Raw genomic sequence first — 23,310 nt, forward strand, 5'->3', positions numbered from 1 at the left:
CAGCTGCAATGATGATGAGGGAAGTGATGTTTTTTGTTACAGCCGCAATGATGATGAGGGAAATGATGTTTTTTGCCACAAGCGCAATGATGATGAAAATGTTCTTTTTTATTGCTGCTGCTTTCGTGATGAGGGAAATCATGTTTTTTGTCATATCCACATCTACATCTCTCTTGTACATGGTGGGGATTAAAACTTGATTCCATTTTTTCACCTCCTTAGTGTGATGTTCCATGATTATTCATGCCCTATCACAAAGCTTTAAAAGCATAAAAATCATGTTATAGAAGCAATATATGAGACAACCTTTCAGGTGGTTTGGACAAACTTATTAATAATAAAGTTTAACTATGTTAATAGGAAAAAGGTGGGCATTATGAGGATTATGAAAAGTAATAGGATACTTTTCAATGAATTAAAAGCTTTGTAGAAATTTAGGAATATAGAGTCATTTCTATCATACCGATAGTTAATTTCTAAGCTGTATCCTCATCTCCAATAGTCCACATTAATCTTTTGAAGAATTGAGTTCTTTTTTCATCACCCTTTTTTTCAATAATCATAAATATAATAGAGACACTTGATTTTATGATTAATATGTGAATAATGACTATTTTTTAATAGTTTACAAGTTCAATCATTACATGAAAGGAGAATGAATATGAAAGTAGGTCCGATAAATGTTTTTGATGGTTTTCCTGTCTGGTATAAGGATGAGAATGGATTAAGACTACAATTAAATGTGGATCCGAATGATCCGTTTTCTGGAATAACACCAGCAGACTTACCTAATCCTGGACAACCAGTTTCTTTCCCGGATAATTATCCAAGCGAGGCTTTTTATTTTTCTGCTGACGCAGAAATGACAACGGGTACTGGTGAGAGAGCTAGACTTGTTTTGGCATTGGAGGCTGCATTTGCTAATGAAATACCTAGAGCAGGAGATCAAATTGTGTTTGGACGTGTTCGAATTCGGGTGGCCGGATTACAGCCTAATGTGGAATATATCGTTACACATCCATATGGAGTAGATACTTTTGTTGCTGAGCCAGATGGACAAGGATTGGGCGAAATAAACTTCACAGAAGATATTCTTGCATCAACTTGTGGGGATTTTGAACTTCCTCTAAGCAATCGTGTACACCCATTTTTACTATGGGATCCTAATGTGGCACCACTTGCCCCAGTGGGATATATTGGAGACCCAAATCAACTTCATCCTATAATTGGCAGTTTGTTTGTAGATCCTTTTGGAGAGCCTCAAAATATCTTTAGAATTGAAGGACCTGGAATTGGAATTGGATCACCAGATCGTTCTACTACTCCAGGTCTTGATCCTGATAACTGTATTGAAACTAGAAATTTTGCATTGTTAGGCAAAATCTCAACGATATCAGGTGTTGATGTTATAAGAACAACTTATACACAAAGCGATAATATTGGAGGCTTAATAGATGTTTTTGCTACATCAGATGTTACTCCACAAATTCTTGAGATAAGTGGGACAGGCATTAATCCTACGATTCTACAAGGTGAAAATGGTCTATATTTTGCTCGTGTTTCTTATACAGGAAGTACTCCACCTAGTACGATTACGGTTAAAAATAATAGTGATAACCCTGTAAGCATTAAAGAATCAGTACCAGTCGACTTTATAACAGCAACTGCAAACTATGATAATGATTCTAAAATTCTCACGGTTGAAGCAGTAACAAGCGATACAGTAAATTTTATAGTATTAACGGTAACAGATTTTGGAATTGGTAATCTACCAATTCCGGCTAATGGTATTCTGGCTATAAATCTAACAAACGTACCAGCGAATGTTCAGATTCAATCGACAGCTGGAGGGAACACCATTATCCCAGTAACTGTAATAGGATCTCCTAATGGTCCAATTGCTGTAGTAGCTAACGCTGGCCAAGATCAAACGGTCCTTATTAATTCTACTGTTAACCTTAATGGAATGAATTCAACTGGAATTATTACAAGTTTCAAGTGGATTCAACTTGCTGGTACTCCGGTCACTCTAGCAAATGCAAATACAGCAACACCATCCTTTATAGCTCCTGCAACTGCAACAACACTAACATTTGAATTAACAGTACAAGGTGAAGGGGGACCATCTTCTGATACTGTCAATATAGAAGTGGTTGAGTCTGCACCAGCACCGATTGCTAACGCTGGTCCGAATCAAACCGTCACTCAAGGAACAGTAGTCACACTAAATGGTAGTGTAATAGGAGATGCAACAAGCTTCAGCTGGGAACAAGTTGCTGGACCGCCTGTTCAACTAACAAATGCAGATACGCTCATCGCTACGTTTCCTTTCCCTAAACAATTAGCAACACTTGCATTTGCATTAACAGTTAGTGGCCCTGGAGGCACTTCGACGGATATCACTGAAGTCTCAACGATTCCTGATAGTTTGACTGTTACTCGAGCTGAATTTAGAACAAGAGATACAGAATGGCGAATTTCTGGAACATCCGATGTGCCTGGCCCTGGAGTAGTCATCACAATTTTTATTGGTAACACACTTAATGGTACGGTCCTATCACAAGTAGAAGTAGATGCACTTGGGGTCTGGCAGTATCGGGTTGAACCATCAACCATCCAACCTGATGCAACAAGAGCCATCTCTATTCGATCTAGCTCTAGTGGAACACTTATTAATGTCCCAATCAATGTTCGTCAATAGAAAGATGAATAAATAAATGATGTAATAGAAAGGAGAAATGAATATGGAACATTGTCCATATTGCTGTCAATACAATTGCTGCAGATGTGAACGTGGACCAAGAGGACCACAAGGACCCCCAGGTCCAAAAGGGGATAAAGGTGACCAAGGACCTGCTGGATTACCCGGAACGTTAAATTTAGCTCATGGTTTTGCATACTCCACGGCAAAGAGTAATCAAAATGGGAATGTGAAATTTACAATCGCTGGTCCTTTACAAGATGTCGAGTTACATTCAGAAGGATTGGAAATCATAAAAGCTGGTGTTTATCAAATTAGTTATAATGTAGCAGTTGAATCATCTGCTGCAACAAGTAACCCGGCTAAGTTTCAAATTGTTATTAATGATACGATTATAGTAGCCTCATCCATGACTAAATCTACTACTACTGCAAATTTAAATTCAACTCAATTGTTTTCTTTATTAGAGGGAGATATCGTTAAACTTGTTGCTGAAATACCCCAAGGTTCAAGCTATACTCTACCAACACTACAAGTTATTCAAGTTGGATAAAAGATTTATCATAGAATGAAAAAAGCATCCCATTGAAATAGATTGTACTATCGATAAATGATAAATGTTATAGTGAAACTCCGTTCGATGCATGTATATAAGTATAAAGAGCTTGATTTAGAACTGACATTAGTTGGTTCTTTTTTTGGGAATTCTTGTTTGTTAATGGATGAGATTAAAGTATTTCTTTTTAGCTGTTTTCTAAAAAATTGTTGTTTTTAAATATATTTGGTGAATAAACTTAGCAAAAAAAGTAAATTAGAGCGTAAGGTGCGAGACTCCTGCGGGAGCAGCGATACAGGTGAGACCCCACAGGCACTATATGCCGAGGAGGCTCACTATCCGCCCCGTGGAAAGCGAGCATCCTGGAGCGAAATGCAACTCAGCCTTCTTTTTTTCTATTACATATTTCGATAATGGTAGTAATATTTAGGGTTTATTGCTGTTTTTTTGTAAAAGAGCTCAAAAACAATAAGTTACTCTTATCAATAATCAAAAATACTACATTATTTATTAATCATTGCTTAACAAATAGAATGAATGTACATGCTGGCTAAATGGAGAGAAATATCATGAAAATATTTGACTGCCATTTACACATTATAAATCCAAAATATCCGTTGATAGAAAATCAAGGATTTATACCGAAACCTTTTACCGTAGATGATTACAAAAATAGAATGAAAGATTTACAAGTTATTGGAGGAGCCGTTGTTTCAAGTTCTTTTCAAGAATTTGATCAGAAGTATTTAAGAAATGCCCTACAAACTCTAGGTAATCGTTTTGTTGGTGTAACTCAGTTACCTTATCATACATCAGATAATGAGATTTTGAAGTTACACACTCTTGGAGTAAGAGCCATTCGTTTTAATGTGAAGCGAGGCGGCTCTGAGGATATTTCTAAACTAGACTACTTGGCAAGAAAAGTGTATGAATTGGTTAAGTGGCATACAGAGCTGTATATCGATGCAAAATCCTTAACCGAGATTCGATCTATAATTGAGAAACTTCCTGCGGTGACTATAGATCATCTTGGACTATCAAGAGTAGGACTAGAAAATATGTTGTACTTAGTAAATCGAGGTTTAAGAGTAAAAGCAACAGGATTTGGTAGAATTGATTTTGATGCTGGTAAAGTGATGAGACTGATTTATGAAATTAATCCGGATGCTCTCATGTTCGGTACAGATTTACCGTCTACAAGAGCAAATAGACCTTTTCAAGAAGCTGATATAGAACTAATTTTGGATACTTTTACTGAAAAAGAGTCTGAGAAGATTTTATATAAAAATGCACTTCATTGGTATAGAATAAATTGAAAAAGATTCGTAGATTAATCTGAAGGAAGCATGAAATCCTTCCTTCAAAAGGTATACTAAGAGTAAAGACTTGCTTTAGGGAGTGTATGATATGGAACATGGATTAAAAGAAATCATAAAAAAGTGTGATATGGCAATTAAGCAGGAAGATTTTGATACGCTCATGAATTATTATACGGATGATGCTATTTTAGTAGTTAAGCCTGGTATGATTGCTAGAGGGAAAGATGAAATTAAAAAAGCATTGATCGCCATTGCAAAATATTTTAATAATAGTGTGGTACCAACACAGGGAGAGATGTTGATATTAGAAGCCGGGGATACTGCTTTAGTCATTTCGCAAACACTTCTTGAAGCTGATAAAAAAGACTTGGAATTTTCTATGGATCGAAAAGCGACTTATGTATTTAGGAAAAGTTCACAAGGTGATTGGCTATGTTCTATTGATAATTCATATGGAACGGATTTACTTAGTAAGTAAATAAGTGACGAAAAATCATTTTAATAAAGATTGATTTCAGATTGTCGACAAAAGGTATGGAGAGATTATTTTCTTCATATCTTTTATTTATTTTTGTGTATGTTAATAGCTAAAAAGTAATGAGTGCTCTGTATGGATTCATATTCCTAATCCTAAAATTTATTTAACTAATTAACACGATGAACGTATAGATAATACCTTATTTTAGGTATTCCACTATATAAAAGGAGACTTTTTCTAGTTGATTGAAGCGGAGAGTGGCGACTCCTGCAGGAAAAGCGGGATAGACGAGACACTGGGCTGAGCGTAGCGAGGGAAGAGGCTCGGCCCCGCCCGTGGAAAACGTTTGCTCGCAGTGGATATCAACAAGCTTAGCTACAGTTTGAAATCAATCTATTTAAAGAATCATTTATTTGACCTTTAAATTCTAAAAATATTGAATTTTTTGTTCGATAAATATAGAATAATAATTGGAAGATAATAGAAGGGGGTGTATCTTTGGTAGTATTAAACCAGACAAGTAGAAAGAAAGAAACCTATCAGGTCGAGATTAAGTATTCAATTTTATGGGAGTGTGCACTTGGAATTGCCGCAATTACGAATACAACACTTCTAGATACATTAGAAAAACCTAGAAAGTATTGGAAAGAAATTAGAAAATCATTATCAACCGAATTGCTGAACGAGATAGCTTTTGTAGAGGAACATAATACTTGGAAATCATTGCTTCAGTTACTACATATTAAGGATTTCGCCGATTTACAAGAGTTTATAAGCTACATAAATGTTCTTCCTATAAATGACTTGAAATATCATAGTTTGCCGTTCATAGGTGATAAGTATCAGCTTGTTAGAGAAAAAGCTGCAAAGGGTTCAGAATCGGCTATAAATGAAATGAAAGAACATACTCATGATAATTCTTTTTTCCCTAGCTATATACAATTTATAAGTGAAGTAGATGGGGAGACTTTGAAAGAACATCTGATAGCCGTTTTGTCAGGATGGTATCTAGAAGTGATTGAAAAAGATGAAGTATATCTGCAACAAATCTTACAGACAGATTGTGAAATGAAAAAGCGGATGAAGTTAAAATTGAAATCTGAAGATTTAGTGGAATGGTCAACTGGAGGCGTTGCTTATACACCAGAGCCTTCTGTTAATCATGTTTTATTAATTCCTCACTATATTTATCGTCCGTGGAACATTGAAGCGGATATGGAAGATACAAAAATATTTTATTATCCCATTGCTAATGAAAGTATTTCTCCTTGTGATCGATATTTACCAGACAATTTCCTACTCCTTAAATATAAAGCTTTAGGAGATGAGGTACGATTAAAAATAGTGAAACTATTATATGAAGAAGAAAGGACGTTACAGGATATTACCAATCAAATAAACATTGGTAAATCAACTATACATCATCATCTGAAAATTTTGAGAGCAGCAAAATTAGTAGAAATCGTTGAATCAAAGTATTCACTTAAGAAGAAAGCTATTGAATTTTTACCAGAGGAAATGAATCATTTTTTAAGGAAGTAAAGAATAGGAAGTGGATATGGTGAATCCTTCAATTTTTACTAATCGTTCTTTTATCATTATTTGGATTGGTAATGCCATCTCTGAACTAGGGGGTGCTTTTGGTACTTTCTGCAATTCAGTTTTAGTCTATCAGCTAACTGGATCTACTATGGCTTTGGGAAGCATGTGGTTACTATATTTCATTCCTTCACTCATACTACAGCTATTCATTGGTCCAGTTATTGATTCTTACAGTCGTAAGAAAATGATGATTTATTCTCAATGTTCCAGAGGTTTCATTTTTCTTTTACCTCTCATCATTTACATAACAGGAAACCTGCAATCTTGGCACATTTATATCGTTCAACTAATGATAGGATTAATAACTCCTATTTTTACACCAGCTAATCAATCTATCATTCCAACTATCGTTTTAAAACCTCATCTTAGTAAAGACAAATGCCTATATTGATGGAACTGTAAGACTCATGACATTTATAGCTCCTCTCGTTGCTGGGATTTTTGTTGAATCTTTCGGAATCATTCTAACATTGAGCTTTATTATTCTTTTACTTTTGACAAGTGGTATGATGCTCTTTTTTATTGAGGAATCATATTCTCCTAATCATGTTCGACAATCTTGGATGAATCAATTTACAGAAGGAATCTCCTATTATTTTAAACAACGAGTTATTACTTGGTTAGGTTTTTTTCTAGCTTTTGTGCAATTTGGAGTAGGAGTAACAATGGTTATTACGCTTCCTTATATTACGAAGGAATTATCAGGGAGTTTTGCTCAATATGGCTATTTTCTTGCAGGGTTTCCACTAGGATACGTGATTGGTTCATTACTTGTTGGAAAAATAACGAACAAAAGCCGTAGGTTGATCATGCTAGGAGCCTTATCTATTGGAGGATTTACTTATATATTATTAGGGATTACTACTAGTCTGTACTTAGCATTTCTCATAGAGGGTATAGCGGGAGTAGCTTTGGCGATATTTAATATTCATAATATAACGATTTGTCAGCAATATGTACCGAACGAATTGTTAGGCAAGGTGACCTCTGTTCGTCTATTTATTATTCGAGCTTCAATGCCAGTTGGTGTCTTGATTGGTGGTTTTTTAGGTGAAATCTGGGGAGTGCGTCAATTGTATATATGTATTGGCTTTATCATATGTATAACTTCTATATTAGGATTAACTTTACCTTATTTTTCATTTATAGACACAAAGAATACAGGGGAAAATACTTCTGTTTAGCAACGATATAAAAATGAAAAAAGAAAAATATGGCGACTAAAAGTGTTTAAATTCATTTTAGTCGTCTTTTATTGTAAATCTGTAAGCCGTTTATAATGAATGGTTCGCGCACACAATGACTGCATGGACCAGCAATTGAATGATATTCGTTACGTAGTAAAAAAATCACGAACCTTTTAGGATGTAAAAAACTAAATATAGGTAAAACTTGAAAGAGCATACTTATAGGAATGATGTAAAAGGTTATCCTAATAAAAGAATGTTTATTTTGTAGCAAATAACGAAACAGAGGTTGTGGCTAAAAGTGAAACAAGTATTTGGAAAAGCATTTCGGCTCATCCTTTGGGACTGGAGTACGATATTAATATTCGAGCTTCTCTATAAAATCCTTTTCCTTTTTATAGCGCCAATTTTTGAGGTGTTACTAGAAAAAGCACTAACGACAGCTGGGCTGAGCTACCTAACCGTTCAAAATCTTTCATTGTTGTTTTTAAATCCACAATCGATTATTTACTTACTGATACTAGCCATTCTTTTTTTTCTATATATTTATATTGAAATTACAGCGCTTATTCTCTATTGCCAACATGGTGTTAAGGGAAGGAAAATGGGGTCAATAAAGTTAATGATAGGGGCTATCATACAAGCTGCAAAAATCCTGAACCTCAAAAATGTGTTACTTATACCATTTGTGGCTATTGTTATTCCTTTAACTGGATTTTCTTTATCAGCTGGACCGCTTATTGTCATTAAGATTCCGGGATTTATTTTAGATTATATCCGTGATACACCATTTTTACATCTAGCATACAAGGCAAGTATTCTTTTGATGTTAACACTTTTTTTTCGTTGGATCTTTAGTTTACATGAAATGACATGGAAGAATGAAAGCTTTAGAGAGGCATGTAGAAAAAGCTCATCTATGCTTAAAGGGAGATGGTTGATTACCTTTTTCTATTTTATTGTATGGTCGGTCTCCCTTTGGCTAATTGCTGCTGTAGTTTATTATGTAGGAATTTTATTGATTTTAGTGATGGTCAAAATGTTTTATTTAGGGGTAGAGGCACAAGCTCAATTTTGGTTTTACTTTTCAATAGTGGATAACCTAGGAAGAGTGGCATTTGGAGTACTATGTGCCGTTGGAAATATAGCTCTGATTACGGTTCTATATAATCCGTCATATGAAGACAAATTCGTTATTAAGGCTCGCCCTACTTGGAGAAAAAGAGTTCCTCAGCTAATAAAAGCCATTTTTATAGGAACACTTTTTTTATTTTATGTAGAATTGTCTCCAAATTTTAAATCAGAAATACTTTCTGGATCACGTAGTCAAATTGACATAGTAGCACATAGAGCAGGGGCGCTTTTTGCACCTGAAAATACTATAGTTGCCTTGAAGGAATCAGTTGATAGTGGAGCGGATTATGCTGAAGTTGATGTTCAACAAACGAAGGATGGTGGATTAATTTTACTGCATGACACAAATTTCAGAAGAACTACAGGTGTAAATAAAAACGTATGGGATGTGACGCTAAAACAGTCACGAAAATATGATACAGGTGGAAGTGGGAGATTTGTAGGAGAAAAAATTCCCACTCTAGAACAAGCAGTTTCCTACTCAAAGGATAAAATTAATCTAATGATTGAGCTTAAAAGTAGTGGACATGAAAGAGATTTGGTTGCTCGAACGTTGAAAATCATTGAAAAATACGATTTTAAAGATCAATGCATTATTGCATCTATGAATCGGGAAATTTTAAAACAAGTAAAAAAACAAAATCCAGATATTGAAACGGCTTTAATTTCCGCAATTGCATATGGAGATTTTAAAAGCTTAAAATCCGCTGATAACTACAGTATTGAAACAACTTTCATTTCTAAAGCAATGATTGCCAAGTTAGAGAGTCTTGGTAAACCCGTGTATGTATGGACAGTAAACGAAGAAGAAGAGATGAGAAAGGTTGTTGAAAAACCAATCAAAGGAGTCATTACGGATAATCCGTACCTTGCTCAATATGTTTTAGAAAATGAACATCCATACCTACTTCTAAATGAGATTGTATATCGAACACTAGTTGAATAACAAGTAAGGCATCACAAGGATATAAGTTACTATCCATATGATGCCTTATGCTTTTCAACCATAAAAGCTTAACTTAGTATGTTATTAAATCTTAAATTTATTGATTTCTTGAGAAACATTTTCTGCAATTTGTGCTTGTTGAACTGACGATTCAGCTACATTTTGTATCGCTTGTAATGTCTCTGAAATATTACTTGTAATAGTATTAGAGTTTTCAGATGCTTTTACAGAAACATCTGCCACATTTTCAATGGCTTTTTGAATTTCAATCATAGATTGCTGCATAGATTCCATAGATGTGGCTACTTCAGTTGCTAGACTATTGAAGTACATGGCATCCTTCTCGTATTGAATGCCATTTTCTTGGAAGGTATCATAGTCAGCATCAACCTTATTATCAATGAAATGCAATAAATCTTGTGCATTGGTCGCTAGGTTCATAAAAGATTCTTCCACTTGACTTGTAACATTCTGGATTTCTTTTACTGTTTTTGAAGATTGTTCTGCTAGTTTACGTACTTCATCTGCTACAACAGCAAAACCTTTACCTTGCTCACCAGCTCTTGCCGCTTCGATAGCAGCATTTAAGGCTAATAAATTCGTTTGTTCTGCTATATCGGCAATGGTATCGGACATTACTTTGACCTCTGACACGATTTTTCCTGCCTGAATGGCTTGTAGAACCATATTTTGTTTTTCAGCATACAAGTTACGTGCTGTTTGAGATGCTTCAACTGCCGTTTCTTTAACAGAAATCGCTCTTTTTTTCAATTCTTGTGAAAATTCGACACCATCCTTTGTTTTATGAGTGATCCTTTTCGTGTTTTCAAGTACATTTAAAGCAGTTGCATTTAATTCTTCTGTTGCTGCACTCAGTGTATCGCTACCGAGTGCTACATCTCTTGAAGTAGTGTCAATATCGTCTATTGAGGAAGTGATTTCTTCAATAGATGCAGATAATTCCTCACTTAAAGCACTCATTTCTGTAGTGGTGTTTGTTACGTTCATCATGAGACTATGAATATGAGAAACCGATTCATTTAATTTTGTAGCAATTTCCCCAAGATCATCATGGTATATGACCTCTGCTCGTTTGGTTAAATCACCTTTTTCAAAACCTTTGACAACATCAAGAATACTAGATATCGCTTTTTTAATGTAATTTCGTAGGTATAAGTAAAATGCTAAACTGATGATTAGTGTCACGATAATCATAATGATGCTATTGTAGAAAATATTTTTATAGGCACTGTTATTGTCTTTATTTTTATCATCAGCACTTTGTATATTAATTTCTTCTAATTGCAGAGCTAGGTCATTTCTTTCTTTTTCTAGTTGCTTAATTGGTTCAAATACTGCATTAAAGTCAAATTTTTCATTATTAATCACCTTATGAATAACTGTGTCTAAACTATTGTTATAATCGGATTCTACTTGCAGATAATCATTAAAGATTTGTTTTTGTTTATCACTCATTCTAGTTTTCTTGAAATCATTCAGTAGATTATTATTTTCATTTCGGAGTGTCACAATTTCATCGTAATATTGACTTTGATAACTTGTGTTTTTTGTATTAAAAATTTGTGTGTAAAAAATGTTGATTTTTTCTTGGTTTTTTGTGATTTTTCCTAAATAATAAACGGAATGTAAATTATCCTTATACAGTTCATTTGAATTATCGCTTACTTGTTTCACATTATAAATCCCTGTAAAACTATTAATAATTACCCCGAGAATTAAAATAATGTTTAGAATTGCAAATTTTATTACTAAGGGTAGCTTCTTGTAATGTCTCATGTTGTTTCCTCCCGAAAAAATTTTTTCCTATAAGCATATTATGTCATATAGTTGTACATAATTTTATGAATATTTCGGGGATGAAATTTATCCTAATTTTGAAACAGAAATGGTCTTTATACTTTCGGATAACTGTTACAAACATTTATTAGACTAAGAGGGTATTAAGTACTAATACTTTTTTTGCTATTTTTATTATTCAAATAATAGTATAATCTTCTAGCAATGCTAATTTTTGAATATGTAGGAGGCCTTTAATTGAAAGCAATTATTGCAACCATATTATCAACGATACTTCTTTTTGGAGGAGGGTTTTCAGCACTAGCGGCAGTTGATGCTAAGGAGCTTGAAAGCTATTTACAAGAAGTAGAACTAACAAATGAAGAATTAGATTCATATTTAGCGTCTTTTGATTTAACTCTTGCTGATTTTGAAGATGTAGAAGACTTACGTGATACTTTAGGATCGCGCGTTACAACAGAGACGTTAAATCAGCTACTAAATGATTATGATATGACAAGAGAAGAGCTCGAATCTCTATTAAAAGAATATGATGAATTAGAAGATGGAAAATCAATTGAAGAAACATTTTTATTTGTCTATGATATCGAGGATATTATTTTACTAGATTCAGGTATTGGTGATAACGATGAAGATCTTTTCGCAGACCTAGAAGTATTCTTTCAAGAATTAGGAATTACTGAAGCGGAATTGAATCATTTCATTGGTCATATTGAAAATGTCGTTGAACAAGATCCGACTATAACAAATAAGCTTGAAGCATTATCTGTTAGAATGGAATCATTTGCGGATTTCGAAGTAATAGACGAATTGACATCATCACAAATTGCTGAGTTCATTAGTATTACGGATGAACTTAAAAACCTACTACAATTGGATTTTTCTTTCTATCTAGTAAAAGATGGTGTGAAAACACCGATTTCTTTCGAAAATTTGTTAACCTTGAAGGATACGAAAGGTGCGAGTCTTTTTATTGAAGTGTACAATACTTCTGGTGAATTATTAATAGACTTAACTTTGACTGGTGATATGATTGGATCAGATATCATTCATGAAACGGGAAATGTCATTGGTAATACGGCTGATAAAATAGAAGAAAAGCCAGTTAACAAACCTACAACTGTAAAAGGTGGGAAATTACCAAATACTGCAGGAAACTATATGGAAGCACTATTCTTTGGTTTAGTATTAATAGGAGCGGCATTTTTCATTTTTAGAAAAGCAGGAGCTGTAAAATAAGTGAAACGAATAGTGCCTCGCAGACGGAAAAAATGGATTCTCCTCATTACTGCCTTGCTTTTATTGCTAAGCGGTGCTTATTTCACGACAACAAATGCTTATAAATTACTAGCCGGATACACGATTTACAAATGGAATAAAACAACGATAAAAGAAGAGGTATCCACTGATTTTGTGGCTAGTGTTAATAAAAAGCATGAGAATAAAGTGAACTATAAACAAATCCCGAAAATGGGAGAACTTATGGGGGAGCTATATATTCCTAAGCTCGATAAAAAACTACCAATTATACATGGAACGGATGAAGATGAGCTTGCGAAAGGTGTTGGGCATTTTGCTGGCTCTGTTTTACCAGGAGAACGTGATAATTCAGTTTTGTCCGGTCATCGTGATACGGTATTTCGTCGTTTAGGTGAAGTAGGTGTAGGGGATGAACTTATTACGACAACGACTGCAGGTACCTTTACTTTCAAAGTGAAGAAGACACGTATAGTTGACAGTGACGATCGAACAGTCATTGTGCCTAAAACAAAGCCGACCTTAACCGTTACCACATGCTATCCTTTTGATTTTATAGGAAATGCACCAAATCGTTATGTATTAGTTGCAGAATTAGTCCAAAAGGATTTGAATACGGTTTTCGTTGAAAATAAGTAAAGTAAAAGTCAGTATCTAGGATTACTTAGTAAGCCTAGATACTGACTTTTTTAGAATGGGAATATTTTGAAACTTTTTTTATATAAGAACGTAAAGAAATAAAGGAGAGGATTTTTGAAAAATAAAATGGTTACCTTATTTTTTGAAGATTCTTTGGGTTATCGGTTTTATTATTTTTATAACAAATTATATGAACTATGACATGAAAGTGAACAATTATGCGAGTGAAACATTTTCTGTCAACGCTATTGTTTGGTATCATTTAATAGCCTCTATTTTATTTGGCTTTTATCTTTCACTTCTTTTTGTGAAGAAATGGTCTTTTACATTTAATCCATCATTATTTTGGTGCGTAACGATTGCAGGCATGTTACTTTTGTTTAGTTATCCAATATTAACTACATTCGCATCCTTTGATTCTTTACCTGAAATACTAAACAATATACGTCTTCCATTTTGGTTATTAAAATGTCTGCGACTAATTTGTTGGGTATCGTTGTTGGAATGACTTTGATATTAAGTTGCTTTAGTGCACAATCAAATAATGAAAATCATTGAATAACGCTCCGATTGACCTTTTTGAGCTCATTTTCCAATGAACTTTTTTAAAAACAACTATCTTTTAGAAAACAACCTTATTAATAAATTTGGTTACTAAGAAATAATTTATAAGAATAAGGGGATCAAAATGCTTATTAGAAAAATTGAAATCAAAGATGCGGAAGAGTTTATAACCTTAGTGAAAAAAGTTGAATCGGAATCTAATTATATGTTATTGGAATCTGGAGAGAGACAAACAACACCTGAGCAACAACGTAGACAATTAGAAATAATAGAAAGACAAAGTAATTCAGTCATTTTTGTTACAGAAAATGAAAAAGGTAATCTAATTGGATATTTGATAGCGATGGGCGGAAGTGCAAGGAAAACAAGGCATTCTATTTATCTTGTTATCGGTATTTTAGAAGAATATAGGGGTGTTGGAATAGGAACAAGACTATTTCAGGAACTAGAGAATTGGGCAGTGCATTCTAATATTGTAAGATTAGAATTAACGGTTGTAACGCAAAATGAGGCAGGAGTAAAATTGTATAAAAAGAGTGGCTTTGAAGTAGAAGGATTAAAAAGAAAATCATTAAAAATAGGTAAGGATTATTATGATGAGTATTTTATGGCAAAGATATTATAAGTAAACAAGGCTAGAGGGAAAAGGATTTCTTTCTAGCCTTGTTTTATGAGGAGTATGGTAGGTAAACTACTATTATAAAATACAATAAAAAATAGAAAAAATGAATTCGTTATAATGACTATTACGAATTCATTTTTTTCTGGTATTACCATGTTATCGATATGTAAATTTGTTAGCTCATTTATCTGCTTCTGCATCTATCCAACAACTAGTGATAAAAATCACCTTTTATTCATAATTACAATCATTATATTTCTTTTATTTGTGATATTATTATTCTGCAATAAAGAATGACTAAGAGGTGTAAATATGTTGAGTGAAAAAATCGAAGGTAAAATTTATAATATTGAAGGTAATGTTGTTACATTTTCGATAGATGGAACTCTTTATGATTTTCCAAAACAAATGCTTCCAAAGGAAGCAAAGGTAAACGATATTATTTTAATCTCTAAAGAATCAGTGAAAATTGTAGATAAAGCATATAATTAACATCTTCTTTTTGAAGGTGTTTTTTATTTTAGTTATTTTGAGAGGTTATGGTGGATATTTAACAAAAATAAACGAGGGTAAATCCGAAAGACTCCTCCGAGTTTGATATAGGCATATTTTAATAGTTTTATGTTAGCCCTTTTTGATTATTTTAAAAAAAGATGAAGGAACTATTAATAAACAGCATAAACATATTCTAGCGCTCGTGTAAAGAGTGACTATATAAAATTGGGAGGTATCGTATGAGATAGTTTCATAGCCTATATTTTAATGATTTTCAAGAGCAGATTTTGGGAATAGACAACGGTCTAAATCCAGTGCTTTTCTTAAAAAAGGAGGAGATTTTTTGAGAAATAGGTTAAAAAATTGTATGATTTTACTTGTAGCTATTTTAACATTTGCATTCATCGTCACACCATCTACTACTTCAGCAGGCATATTACAGCCTAAAGGAAAGTTAACACCCCCATCTGAAACCTTTACGCCAGGTGATTGGTTTCTCGGTAGCAAACCTCCAAATTATAGCTCTACTAAACCACCCATTGTATTTGTACAAGGTAAAAACGGAAGCTCGACAAGTTGGTATGGAGAAACAGTTTATCATGGTATTAATGATATGTATACGAAAGCATATGAGGCTGGTTATCAAACAGTTTTCGTTCAGCTCTATGATGCTGCTGGGAATGGTTCGTCCAATCAGTACAAAAACGGGCAATTGCTAGCAAGCATGTTAGGACAAATTAGTCGTCACTTTGGTGGACAAAAGGTCAACATTGTTGCTCATAGTAAAGGAGGTCCAGATACGCAAGCAGCTCTTGTTCACTACGGTGCTCACCAGTACGTGGGAAGAGTTATTACACTTGGATCTCCTCACCATGGTTCGAATTTAGCAGATTTAGCCTATAGTTGGTGGGCTGGATGGCTCGGGTCATTACTTGGTCAAAAGGATGATGGCACCTACTCTTTACAAACTGGTCAAATGGCACAGTTTCGATCAGTTACCGATAGTAATGCCAATTCTCGTAAAAATAACTATTATACTGTTGCTGGTACGGATAAAGGTCCTGCATTTTCGGCATTAGCTACGGGAGGGCTATATTTATCCTCATACGGTGCAAATGATGGATTAGTAAATGAGTGGAGTACTAAACTACCTTATGGAATTCACTTATTTACGGATTCTAGCATAGATCATGACAATATACGAACAGGTACTAAGGTTTTCTCTAGAATTGAACCATACTTACGATCATCCTCAGTTGCTAGTGTAGCCAATTCGCTAAGCGATTCAGTATCCGATGAAACGATAACAACTGGCACATCACAATACGTACACGGTGGTCCGTTAGTTCAAAATGATTGGGTTGAACATAGTTTTTCTGTAGGAGATTCTAATACTGGAAATATTACGATTTTGACTGCTTCCAAAACTGCTAAAGTAGAAATTGTTTCACCTTCAGGAGTAATTAGTCCAGCCAAGACAGTTAAACAATCCAACTTTGATGAAGCGACAATCTTTTCAGGAGCAACGGCCCATACACTTTCTTTATCGAATATGGAAACAGGTAAATGGACTGTTAGAATGAAAACGCCAATGAAAAACGATGCGTATTTATTAACGACACAATATAGTGATTCTAAGCCATTTGTATTGGAAATGAAGGGTAAGATAAAGGAGAAAGGCCAACATTTTAAGGTGAAGACACCAGCTAACACGAGTATTCTTTCCAATGAAACAAACGTAAGTGTTCATTTGGTCGATGATAAAGGAAATGAAATTGGCAAACGAGCTAAAGTTATGGATGAGAGTTCGAATTCATTTTCAGGAGTATTACCAGAAGTGCCTCAATCAGGCGTATATAATATGACGATTGATATAGTAGGTAAGAGCTCTTCTGGTGAACTTTTTAATAAAACGATTGTACGTTCTGTTTATATAGAAAAATAAAGCTGTTTTCTTATGAGCCATTTCTCTATTTGGGGAAATGGTTTTTAGTTTTAGAATTAAAGGAGAATGGTTATTCATAAACTGACATGAAGCTGTCAGGTTTAATGTGTTAGAATATTGTAAATAGGTAGGGAAAGGTGTTATTTCAGAATAATTATAATCATTGAATGAAAATAATAAACCAATCGTAGGGGGAGACAAAATGAACATTGTAACTATTACTAAAGATAATATAGAACACGAGCATATTTGCTGTGCTATTTCTAATAACAAAGATAGTCAGGTAATGGCTAAAAAATCATGGATGTCAGAACGATTTGAGGATGGACTAGTTTTTAAGAAAGGAGATGTACGCGGCAAATGCTTTATCGAGTATATACCTGCAGAAAAGGCATGGTGCCCAATTGAAGCAGATGACTATATGTATATTGATTGCTTTTGGGTATCAGGACAGTATAAAGGACAAGGTAATGCCAATTTGCTTCTAGATGAATGCATGAAAGATTGTAAGGAAAAAGGGAAAAAAGGCTTGGTTGTTCTTTCATCTCAGAAGAAAATGCCATTTTTGTCTGACTCTAGATACTTGAAATATAAAGGATTTAAATTGGCAGATTCAGTAAAGCCATTTGAACTCTTATATTTAGCTTTTAATGAAGATTCCCACGTCCCTCGCTTTAAGGAAAATGCTAAAAAGCTTCATATTTCTAAGCCGGGATTTGTTTTGTATTTTTCTAAACAGTGTCCTTTTACTGTAAAGTACGTACCACTTATTGAACAAGTTGCAATGGATAAGAATATACCGTTTACATCTATCCTTTTTGAAACGGCTGAGCAAGCACAGAATGCTCCAGCACCTTGTACAAGCTTTTGCCTATTTTTCAACGGAGAATTTATCACGAATGAAATTCTGTCAGTTAAAAAATTTGAAAAACTAATAGCTGAAAAAGGTTTATAAGGAATACATACCATTGTGAATAAATGTATGATGTGTGATGACTCATAGTTTTCCATCCACTTTACTTATTGGTAAAGTGGATTTATTTTTTACGAAATACCAAAAGTGATTGTAAAAGTATGGTAAAATTTTTCGTGGAATGTTTTAAAATGGGGTGATATTTGAAATGCAAATATTTACTACAAAGGATATAGATAAGAAGAGCCTACTCGATTCTTTCATAACAAATTGGGGAAGTCCGCAAATGGTGATTTCAAGTGGAACATATAACTGCAGTGAATTAGATGGATTTGTTATGTTAGATGACGAAATGAAAATCATGGGCTTAATTACTTATTACATTTTAAAGAATGAATGTGAGATTATTTCGTTAGATAGTATGGAAGAAAATAAAGGTATTGGAACGAAGCTACTTGAAAAGGTAGAAGTAATGGCAAAAACAGTAGAATGTAACAAAGTAAAACTTGTTACGACTAATGATAACCTTCGTGCATTAAAATTTTATCAAAAGCGTGATTATGTTTTGTCCAATATTTATTATAATGCTGTTTTGGAAGCAAGAAAGATTAAACCTGAAATCCCTTTAATAGGTGACCATGGCATTCCTATTAGAGATGAAATTGAATTAATGAAACTCATATAAAGCTGTTGTCAAGAAAAAGAAAGGAGAAGAATATGATACAAATACGTCATGCTGATTTAGAAGATGTAAAAGGAATCATTAAAGTCTGCTCTGATGGACAAAGGGTAACGTATAAAGATTTGATAGCAGCAAATCATTTAGAGAAAGTTATTGAGGATTTTTACAATGAAGGTAGAATAACAAATGAAATCATTCATACGAATCAGGAATGGAATGGGTGGTTTGTAGCAATTGAGGGTGGGAATATTGTAGGTGCTGGTGGCGGTGGTTTTACCGAGAAGTCTGTTTCCGAATTGTTTGTTCTATATGTAGATCCTGATAGAAAAAGGGAAGGTATTGGTAGTCAATTGTTAGAAGCCATTACAAAAGATCAAATGGAACGTGGGGCAAATGAACAATGGGTTTCTGTAACTAAGGATAACTTTATGGGTATCAAGTTTTATGAAAAGGTAGGATTTAACTATTGTGGGGAGCGTCCAGCTTATGAGCTTCCAGAAGAGGCAGCATATGTTTCCCTACGCTATAAACGAGAACTGAAATGAATTCAGAGAGAGGTGGCAACTTGTTTGAGCCATTTTGAGAAGGAATATCTAATACTAGTATTGAAGCAATTTATTCATTTTAAGGAACGGGCAGAAAAAGCCATTCTTCAATTAACTGTGGAAGAGTTGCATTGGAGGCCAAATGAGGAATCTAATAATATTGCAATAATCATCAAACATCTAAGCGGCAACATGCAATCACGTCGGTCAGAATTTTTAACTACTGATGGTGAGAAGGCATCTAGAGATAGAGATTCGGAATTTTTGGATGATATATACAAAAAGGAAGATTTAATGAAAGCTTGGGAAGATGGTTGGAAATTGCTTTTTCAAACAATAGAAAACTTACAACCATCTGACTTACATAAAGAGATAACAATAAGGACGCAACCTTTAAGTGTCCTACAAGCAATACAAATTGAAGTAGCTCATATTAGTTATTATTTAGGTCAAATTATTTACATAGGAAAACAAATGAAGAATAAAGAATGGATTACACTGAGTATAATTGTATCAAGAAGTGGAGTATAAATGAAAAATTAAGAATAGTTACACTTCTGAGGGAGGAAAGGTGTTGAAATAAAAATGAAGAAGATACACATTTTAGGTGCATCTGGTTCAGGGACGACAACTCTTGCTTCTGCATTATCCAAAGTCATGCCATATGTTCAGTTAGATACAGATGATTATTATTGGATTGAGAAGTTTTCTCAAAAAGAGAGATAGATGATAGGATTACCATGCTTCAAGAAGATCTATTAAAAAATGAGAAAGTAATTGTATCAGGGGTGTTATGTGGCTGGGGAGATAGAATAAAACACAATTTCGATTTAGTCATATTTCTGTGGATTCCACAAAATATTCGATTAGCAAGATTAGAACGTCGGGAAATTGACAGATATGGAGATGAAATTTGTGTAGGAGTTAGCAGATACAAAGAGTCTACAGCATTTTTAGAGTGGGCTTCTTTGTATGATAGAGCTGGAAACGAAGTAAGAAGTAAGTATTTGCACGAACAATGGATGTCCGAATTGAACTGCCCCATTTTACGACTTGAAGGGGATTATCCTGTTCAGAAACAAGTGGATAGGATATTAGAGTATTTGGACAAGAATAATAGCCATCCTTACAAGTAAGTTTCAAGTTGAAATTAGATTCCATATTTTGTGATAATGAGAAAAATTACCATCTATGTAATTATGATCTTTTTGTGACAATGAACGGGTAAGATAACGTTCATTGATATAATACAATCGGTGATATATATGAGAGAGCATTTTTGTTTTTTATTAAATACCCCATTGTTCGAAAATATAAAATGTCATGATGAGCTAGAGCATATGCTTACATGTATAGGAGCATATACTGTTTCTTTTTCTAAGGGAGATTATATCTCTTTATCTGGTGAGTCTTTGCGCTGTATTGGACTTGTCGTTACAGGAACGGTTCATATGTTAAAAGAGGATATATGGGGAAGTAAAGCAATCTATATGATCATACATGAAAAAGAGGTCTTTGGAGAAACGTTTATTTGTAGTAGTCATTTTTCTGCCACTGTATCTTTTTATGCTGCAACTGATTGTAAGATATTATTTATGCCTTTTAAAAAGGTTATGTATACTTGTTCAAGGGCATGTACATTTCATCATCAATTAATCGAAAATATGGTTACGCTTATTGCTAATAAGAATGTTCAATTAATGGAAAAAATGGAAATCATGTCAAAAAGAACATTGCGGGAAAAAATACTAACATATTTATCTCAGCAAGCTTTGATCAATGGAAGTACCTATATAGTATCCCCGATGAGCAGGCTAGAGATGGCGGATTATTTTTGTGTGAACCGAAGTGCGTTGACGAGGGAATTATCAAATATGAAGCTTGAAGGTTTGTTAGATTATGATAAGAATACATTCCGATTGCTAAAGCCATTATAAAATCGCACAGTATGTTGCAAATGCAACATACTGTGCGATTTTTTTATCCTATTCTTAATGAGAGAAAACGTCTTAAACGAATAAATGTCAATCTATCAAGGTGTTAGAAGGAGTAGGAGATTATGAAAAATCAAATGTTTTGTTATCAATGTCAAGAAACGGCTGGCTGTACAGGTTGTACCCAAATGGGTGTCTGCGGTAAGACACCGGAAGTGGCAGATATGCAAGATTTATTAGTTTGGGTAACAAAAGGTCTGTCTCAAATTACAAGTCGTCTACGTGCGGAAGGAATAGAAATCCCAAGAGATATCAATCATTTAATTACTTTAAATTTGTTTACAACTATTACAAATGCCAATTTTGATGAGCAAGCCATTGTGAATCAAATTAAATCAACTCAGACAGAAAAACAGAAGTGTTTGACATTATTAAACAATCATGAGGGTCTTACTGAAGCTGCAACATGGATAGATACTGATATTGAGAATATGAAAAATAAAGCGAAGTATGTAGGTGTTCTTTCGACTGCTGATGAAGATATACGTAGTTTGAGAGAATTAATCACATATGGTTTAAAGGGTCTGGCTGCCTATTCAAAACATGCGAATGTCCTTGGAGAGGAAAGCGAGGAAATTGATGCATTCTTACAATCTACTCTTGCAGCAACTTTGGATGATGAGAAATCAATAGATGAACTGGTTGCTATTGCTCTTGAATCAGGGAAATACGGTGTGGATGTCATGGCTATGTTAGATAAAGCGAATACTACGGCTTATGGTAATCCTGAAATGACGAAGGTTAATATAGGTGTTGGTACAAGACCAGGTATATTAGTTTCAGGTCATGATTTACATGATCTTGAAATGCTTCTGAAACAAACAGAAGGAACAGGCGTAGATATATATACTCATTCAGAAATGCTTCCAGCGCATTATTATCCTGCTTTTAAGAAGTATCCTCACTTTATTGGTAACTATGGTAATGCCTGGTGGAAGCAAAAAGAAGAATTTGAGGCTTTCAATGGACCGATTCTTATGACGACAAATTGTATTGTTAAGCCGAGAGAAAGTTATAAAAATCGAATATATACAACTGGAGCTGTTGGCTTTCCAGGTTGTTTACACATAACGGCTAATCATAATGGAGAAAAAGACTTTACGGCAGTGATTGAACAAGCCAAAAAATGTCCACCGCCAACTGAACTAGAACAGGGTGAGATAATTGGTGGTTTTGCACATGCACAAGTGCTAGCTTTGGCGGATCAAGTCGTTGATGCGATTAAGTCTGGAGCTATCCAAAAATTTGTTGTCATGGCTGGGTGCGATGGTCGAGCTAAATCTAGAAACTATTATAGTGACTTTGCGAAAGCTCTTCCAAATGACACAGTCATTTTAACTGCTGGGTGTGCAAAATATAAGTATAATAAACTTGATCTTGGCGATATCAACGGTATCCCTAGAGTGCTAGATGCAGGTCAATGTAATGACTGCTATTCATTGGCAGTTATTGCACTTAAATTAAAAGAGGTATTTGGTCTAGACGATATTAATGATTTACCGATTGTATATAATATTTCTTGGTATGAACAAAAAGCAGTAATTGTTCTTTTATCTCTGCTCAGCTTAGGAGTAAAGAATATCCATCTTGGGCCCACATTACCGGCCTTTTTATCTCCTAATGTAACAGAAGTGTTAGTAAATAATTTCAACATAGGCGGTATTGATTCGGTCGAAGCAGATATGGAAATGTTTTTTGGATAAGGATTTACAAACTAAACCAACTAATAGTTTGTCAAACATTTCACTTAATCATATAATTTTGACATGCTATACTTAAAATAAGGCATGACAAATAAACTTCCTTCAACGTTATGGAAGTTCCTTGAATATATGTAAATTTATTTTAAGCAACATCTTGGAATGTTGTTTTGTTTTTCAAAAGAGCGTAAATCCAATGTAAAAGCTTGTTAA

Annotated in this window: 20 protein-coding genes and 3 pseudogenes; 20 read left to right on the plus strand and 3 right to left on the minus strand. The window is 34.1% G+C overall.

Annotated elements, in window-relative coordinates; all coding sequences use genetic code 11:
• Positions 1 to 235 (minus strand): hypothetical protein (locus tag BN349_RS25775; RefSeq protein ID WP_148335334.1); only part of this gene is annotated, 235 nt, incomplete at its 3' end.
• A gap of 426 nt (positions 236 to 661) precedes the next feature.
• Between BN349_RS25775 and BN349_RS04140 the strand changes: the two genes are divergently transcribed.
• The 7 genes and pseudogenes from BN349_RS04140 to BN349_RS24740 all read left to right on the plus strand — a co-directional run bounded on the left by BN349_RS04140 (position 662) and on the right by BN349_RS24740 (position 9,923).
• Entirely contained in the window at positions 662 to 2,701 is a 2,040-nt protein-coding gene (locus tag BN349_RS04140; RefSeq protein ID WP_019241013.1) for a PKD domain-containing protein, read from the plus strand.
• Between the two features lie 43 nt (positions 2,702 to 2,744).
• Positions 2,745 to 3,254 carry a hypothetical protein gene (locus BN349_RS04145; protein WP_019241014.1) on the plus strand — a complete coding sequence of 170 codons (510 nt, stop codon included), beginning with the start codon at positions 2,745 to 2,747 and terminating at the stop codon, positions 3,252 to 3,254.
• 572 nt (positions 3,255 to 3,826) lie between these two features.
• Positions 3,827 to 4,573: an amidohydrolase family protein gene (locus tag BN349_RS04150; RefSeq protein WP_019241015.1), complete on the plus strand. Its 747-nt coding sequence runs from the start codon at positions 3,827 to 3,829 to the stop codon at positions 4,571 to 4,573.
• 91 nt (positions 4,574 to 4,664) lie between these two features.
• Positions 4,665 to 5,054 (plus strand): YybH family protein, encoded by a 390-nt coding sequence (locus BN349_RS04155; protein WP_019241016.1) that lies wholly within the window; start codon positions 4,665 to 4,667, stop codon positions 5,052 to 5,054.
• A 498-nt stretch (positions 5,055 to 5,552) separates the two neighbouring features.
• Entirely contained in the window at positions 5,553 to 6,596 is a 1,044-nt protein-coding gene (locus BN349_RS04160) for an ArsR/SmtB family transcription factor (RefSeq protein ID WP_019241017.1), read from the plus strand.
• A gap of 16 nt (positions 6,597 to 6,612) precedes the next feature.
• Positions 6,613 to 7,840: pseudogene (locus tag BN349_RS23305) on the plus strand (MFS transporter).
• Between the two features lie 304 nt (positions 7,841 to 8,144).
• Entirely contained in the window at positions 8,145 to 9,923 is a 1,779-nt protein-coding gene (locus tag BN349_RS24740; RefSeq protein ID WP_019241018.1) for a glycerophosphoryl diester phosphodiesterase membrane domain-containing protein, read from the plus strand.
• A gap of 84 nt (positions 9,924 to 10,007) precedes the next feature.
• Here BN349_RS24740 and BN349_RS04175 read toward each other — a convergent pair whose 3' ends face one another.
• On the minus strand, positions 10,008 to 11,138 hold the full coding sequence (locus BN349_RS04175; RefSeq protein WP_425457748.1) for a methyl-accepting chemotaxis protein: 1,131 nt from the start codon (positions 11,136 to 11,138) through the stop codon (positions 10,008 to 10,010).
• Between the two features lie 39 nt (positions 11,139 to 11,177).
• A pseudogene (locus tag BN349_RS26830) lies at positions 11,178 to 11,720 on the minus strand (MCP four helix bundle domain-containing protein); the annotation flags it as partial.
• Positions 11,721 to 11,978: 258 nt separating this feature from the next.
• Between BN349_RS26830 and BN349_RS04180 the strand changes: the two are divergent.
• From BN349_RS04180 to hcp, 13 genes and pseudogenes are all read left to right on the plus strand, one after another.
• Positions 11,979 to 12,980, plus strand: a complete 1,002-nt coding sequence (locus BN349_RS04180) for a processed acidic surface protein (RefSeq protein ID WP_019241020.1) — start codon at positions 11,979 to 11,981, stop codon at positions 12,978 to 12,980.
• The gene (locus tag BN349_RS04185; protein WP_019241021.1) at positions 12,981 to 13,637 is read left to right on the plus strand and encodes a class D sortase; all 657 of its coding nucleotides are present in this window, start codon (positions 12,981 to 12,983) and stop codon (positions 13,635 to 13,637) included.
• Positions 13,638 to 13,779: 142 nt separating this feature from the next.
• Positions 13,780 to 14,145 carry a hypothetical protein gene (locus BN349_RS04190; RefSeq protein WP_019241022.1) on the plus strand — a complete coding sequence of 122 codons (366 nt, stop codon included), beginning with the start codon at positions 13,780 to 13,782 and terminating at the stop codon, positions 14,143 to 14,145.
• A gap of 180 nt (positions 14,146 to 14,325) precedes the next feature.
• Positions 14,326 to 14,826 (plus strand): GNAT family N-acetyltransferase, encoded by a 501-nt coding sequence (locus BN349_RS04195; RefSeq protein WP_019241023.1) that lies wholly within the window; start codon positions 14,326 to 14,328, stop codon positions 14,824 to 14,826.
• Positions 14,827 to 15,135: 309 nt separating this feature from the next.
• Entirely contained in the window at positions 15,136 to 15,315 is a 180-nt protein-coding gene (locus BN349_RS04200) for a hypothetical protein (protein WP_019241024.1), read from the plus strand.
• A 370-nt stretch (positions 15,316 to 15,685) separates the two neighbouring features.
• Positions 15,686 to 17,263: an alpha/beta fold hydrolase gene (locus BN349_RS04205; RefSeq protein WP_026089155.1), complete on the plus strand. Its 1,578-nt coding sequence runs from the start codon at positions 15,686 to 15,688 to the stop codon at positions 17,261 to 17,263.
• 202 nt (positions 17,264 to 17,465) lie between these two features.
• The gene (locus tag BN349_RS04210) at positions 17,466 to 18,218 is read left to right on the plus strand and encodes an N-acetyltransferase (RefSeq protein WP_019241026.1); all 753 of its coding nucleotides are present in this window, start codon (positions 17,466 to 17,468) and stop codon (positions 18,216 to 18,218) included.
• Between the two features lie 166 nt (positions 18,219 to 18,384).
• Positions 18,385 to 18,861, plus strand: a complete 477-nt coding sequence (locus BN349_RS04215; protein ID WP_019241027.1) for a GNAT family N-acetyltransferase — start codon at positions 18,385 to 18,387, stop codon at positions 18,859 to 18,861.
• 32 nt (positions 18,862 to 18,893) lie between these two features.
• Positions 18,894 to 19,403: a GNAT family N-acetyltransferase gene (locus tag BN349_RS04220; RefSeq protein ID WP_019241028.1), complete on the plus strand. Its 510-nt coding sequence runs from the start codon at positions 18,894 to 18,896 to the stop codon at positions 19,401 to 19,403.
• Between the two features lie 24 nt (positions 19,404 to 19,427).
• Complete coding sequence (locus tag BN349_RS04225; protein WP_019241029.1) at positions 19,428 to 19,934, plus strand: DUF1572 family protein; 507 nt, start codon at positions 19,428 to 19,430, stop codon at positions 19,932 to 19,934.
• A gap of 54 nt (positions 19,935 to 19,988) precedes the next feature.
• A pseudogene (locus tag BN349_RS04235) lies at positions 19,989 to 20,539 on the plus strand (AAA family ATPase).
• 204 nt (positions 20,540 to 20,743) lie between these two features.
• On the plus strand, positions 20,744 to 21,340 hold the full coding sequence (locus BN349_RS04240; RefSeq protein ID WP_198286487.1) for a Crp/Fnr family transcriptional regulator: 597 nt from the start codon (positions 20,744 to 20,746) through the stop codon (positions 21,338 to 21,340).
• Positions 21,341 to 21,462: 122 nt separating this feature from the next.
• Positions 21,463 to 23,100, plus strand: coding sequence for a hydroxylamine reductase (gene hcp, locus BN349_RS04245; protein WP_019241033.1), 1,638 nt, complete (start codon positions 21,463 to 21,465; stop codon positions 23,098 to 23,100).
• The last annotated feature ends 210 nt before the right edge of the window (positions 23,101 to 23,310 follow it).

The organism is Bacillus sp. AP8 (assembly GCF_000321185.1).
Classification (GTDB): Bacteria; Bacillota; Bacilli; order Bacillales; family DSM-1321; genus Bacillus_AD; species Bacillus_AD massilioanorexius.

Bases quoted from the DNA above. Each gene is read 5' to 3' on its own strand.
- BN349_RS04140 (WP_019241013.1), top strand. From the start codon at position 662: ATGAAAGTAGGTCCGATAAATGTTTTTGATGGTTTTCCTGTCTGGTAT.
- BN349_RS04200 (WP_019241024.1), top strand. From the start codon at position 15,136: ATGTTGAGTGAAAAAATCGAAGGTAAAATTTATAATATTGAAGGTAAT.
- BN349_RS04195 (WP_019241023.1), top strand. From the start codon at position 14,326: ATGCTTATTAGAAAAATTGAAATCAAAGATGCGGAAGAGTTTATAACC.
- BN349_RS04210 (WP_019241026.1), top strand. From the start codon at position 17,466: ATGAACATTGTAACTATTACTAAAGATAATATAGAACACGAGCATATT.
- BN349_RS04220 (WP_019241028.1), top strand. From the start codon at position 18,894: ATGATACAAATACGTCATGCTGATTTAGAAGATGTAAAAGGAATCATT.
- BN349_RS04175 (WP_425457748.1), bottom strand. From the start codon at position 11,138: ATGATTATCGTGACACTAATCATCAGTTTAGCATTTTACTTATACCTA.
- BN349_RS04145 (WP_019241014.1), top strand. From the start codon at position 2,745: ATGGAACATTGTCCATATTGCTGTCAATACAATTGCTGCAGATGTGAA.
- BN349_RS04155 (WP_019241016.1), top strand. From the start codon at position 4,665: ATGGAACATGGATTAAAAGAAATCATAAAAAAGTGTGATATGGCAATT.
- hcp (WP_019241033.1), top strand. From the start codon at position 21,463: ATGAAAAATCAAATGTTTTGTTATCAATGTCAAGAAACGGCTGGCTGT.
- BN349_RS04215 (WP_019241027.1), top strand. From the start codon at position 18,385: ATGCAAATATTTACTACAAAGGATATAGATAAGAAGAGCCTACTCGAT.
- BN349_RS04150 (WP_019241015.1), top strand. From the start codon at position 3,827: ATGAAAATATTTGACTGCCATTTACACATTATAAATCCAAAATATCCG.
- BN349_RS04240 (WP_198286487.1), top strand. From the start codon at position 20,744: ATGCTTACATGTATAGGAGCATATACTGTTTCTTTTTCTAAGGGAGAT.
- BN349_RS04205 (WP_026089155.1), top strand. From the start codon at position 15,686: ATGATTTTACTTGTAGCTATTTTAACATTTGCATTCATCGTCACACCA.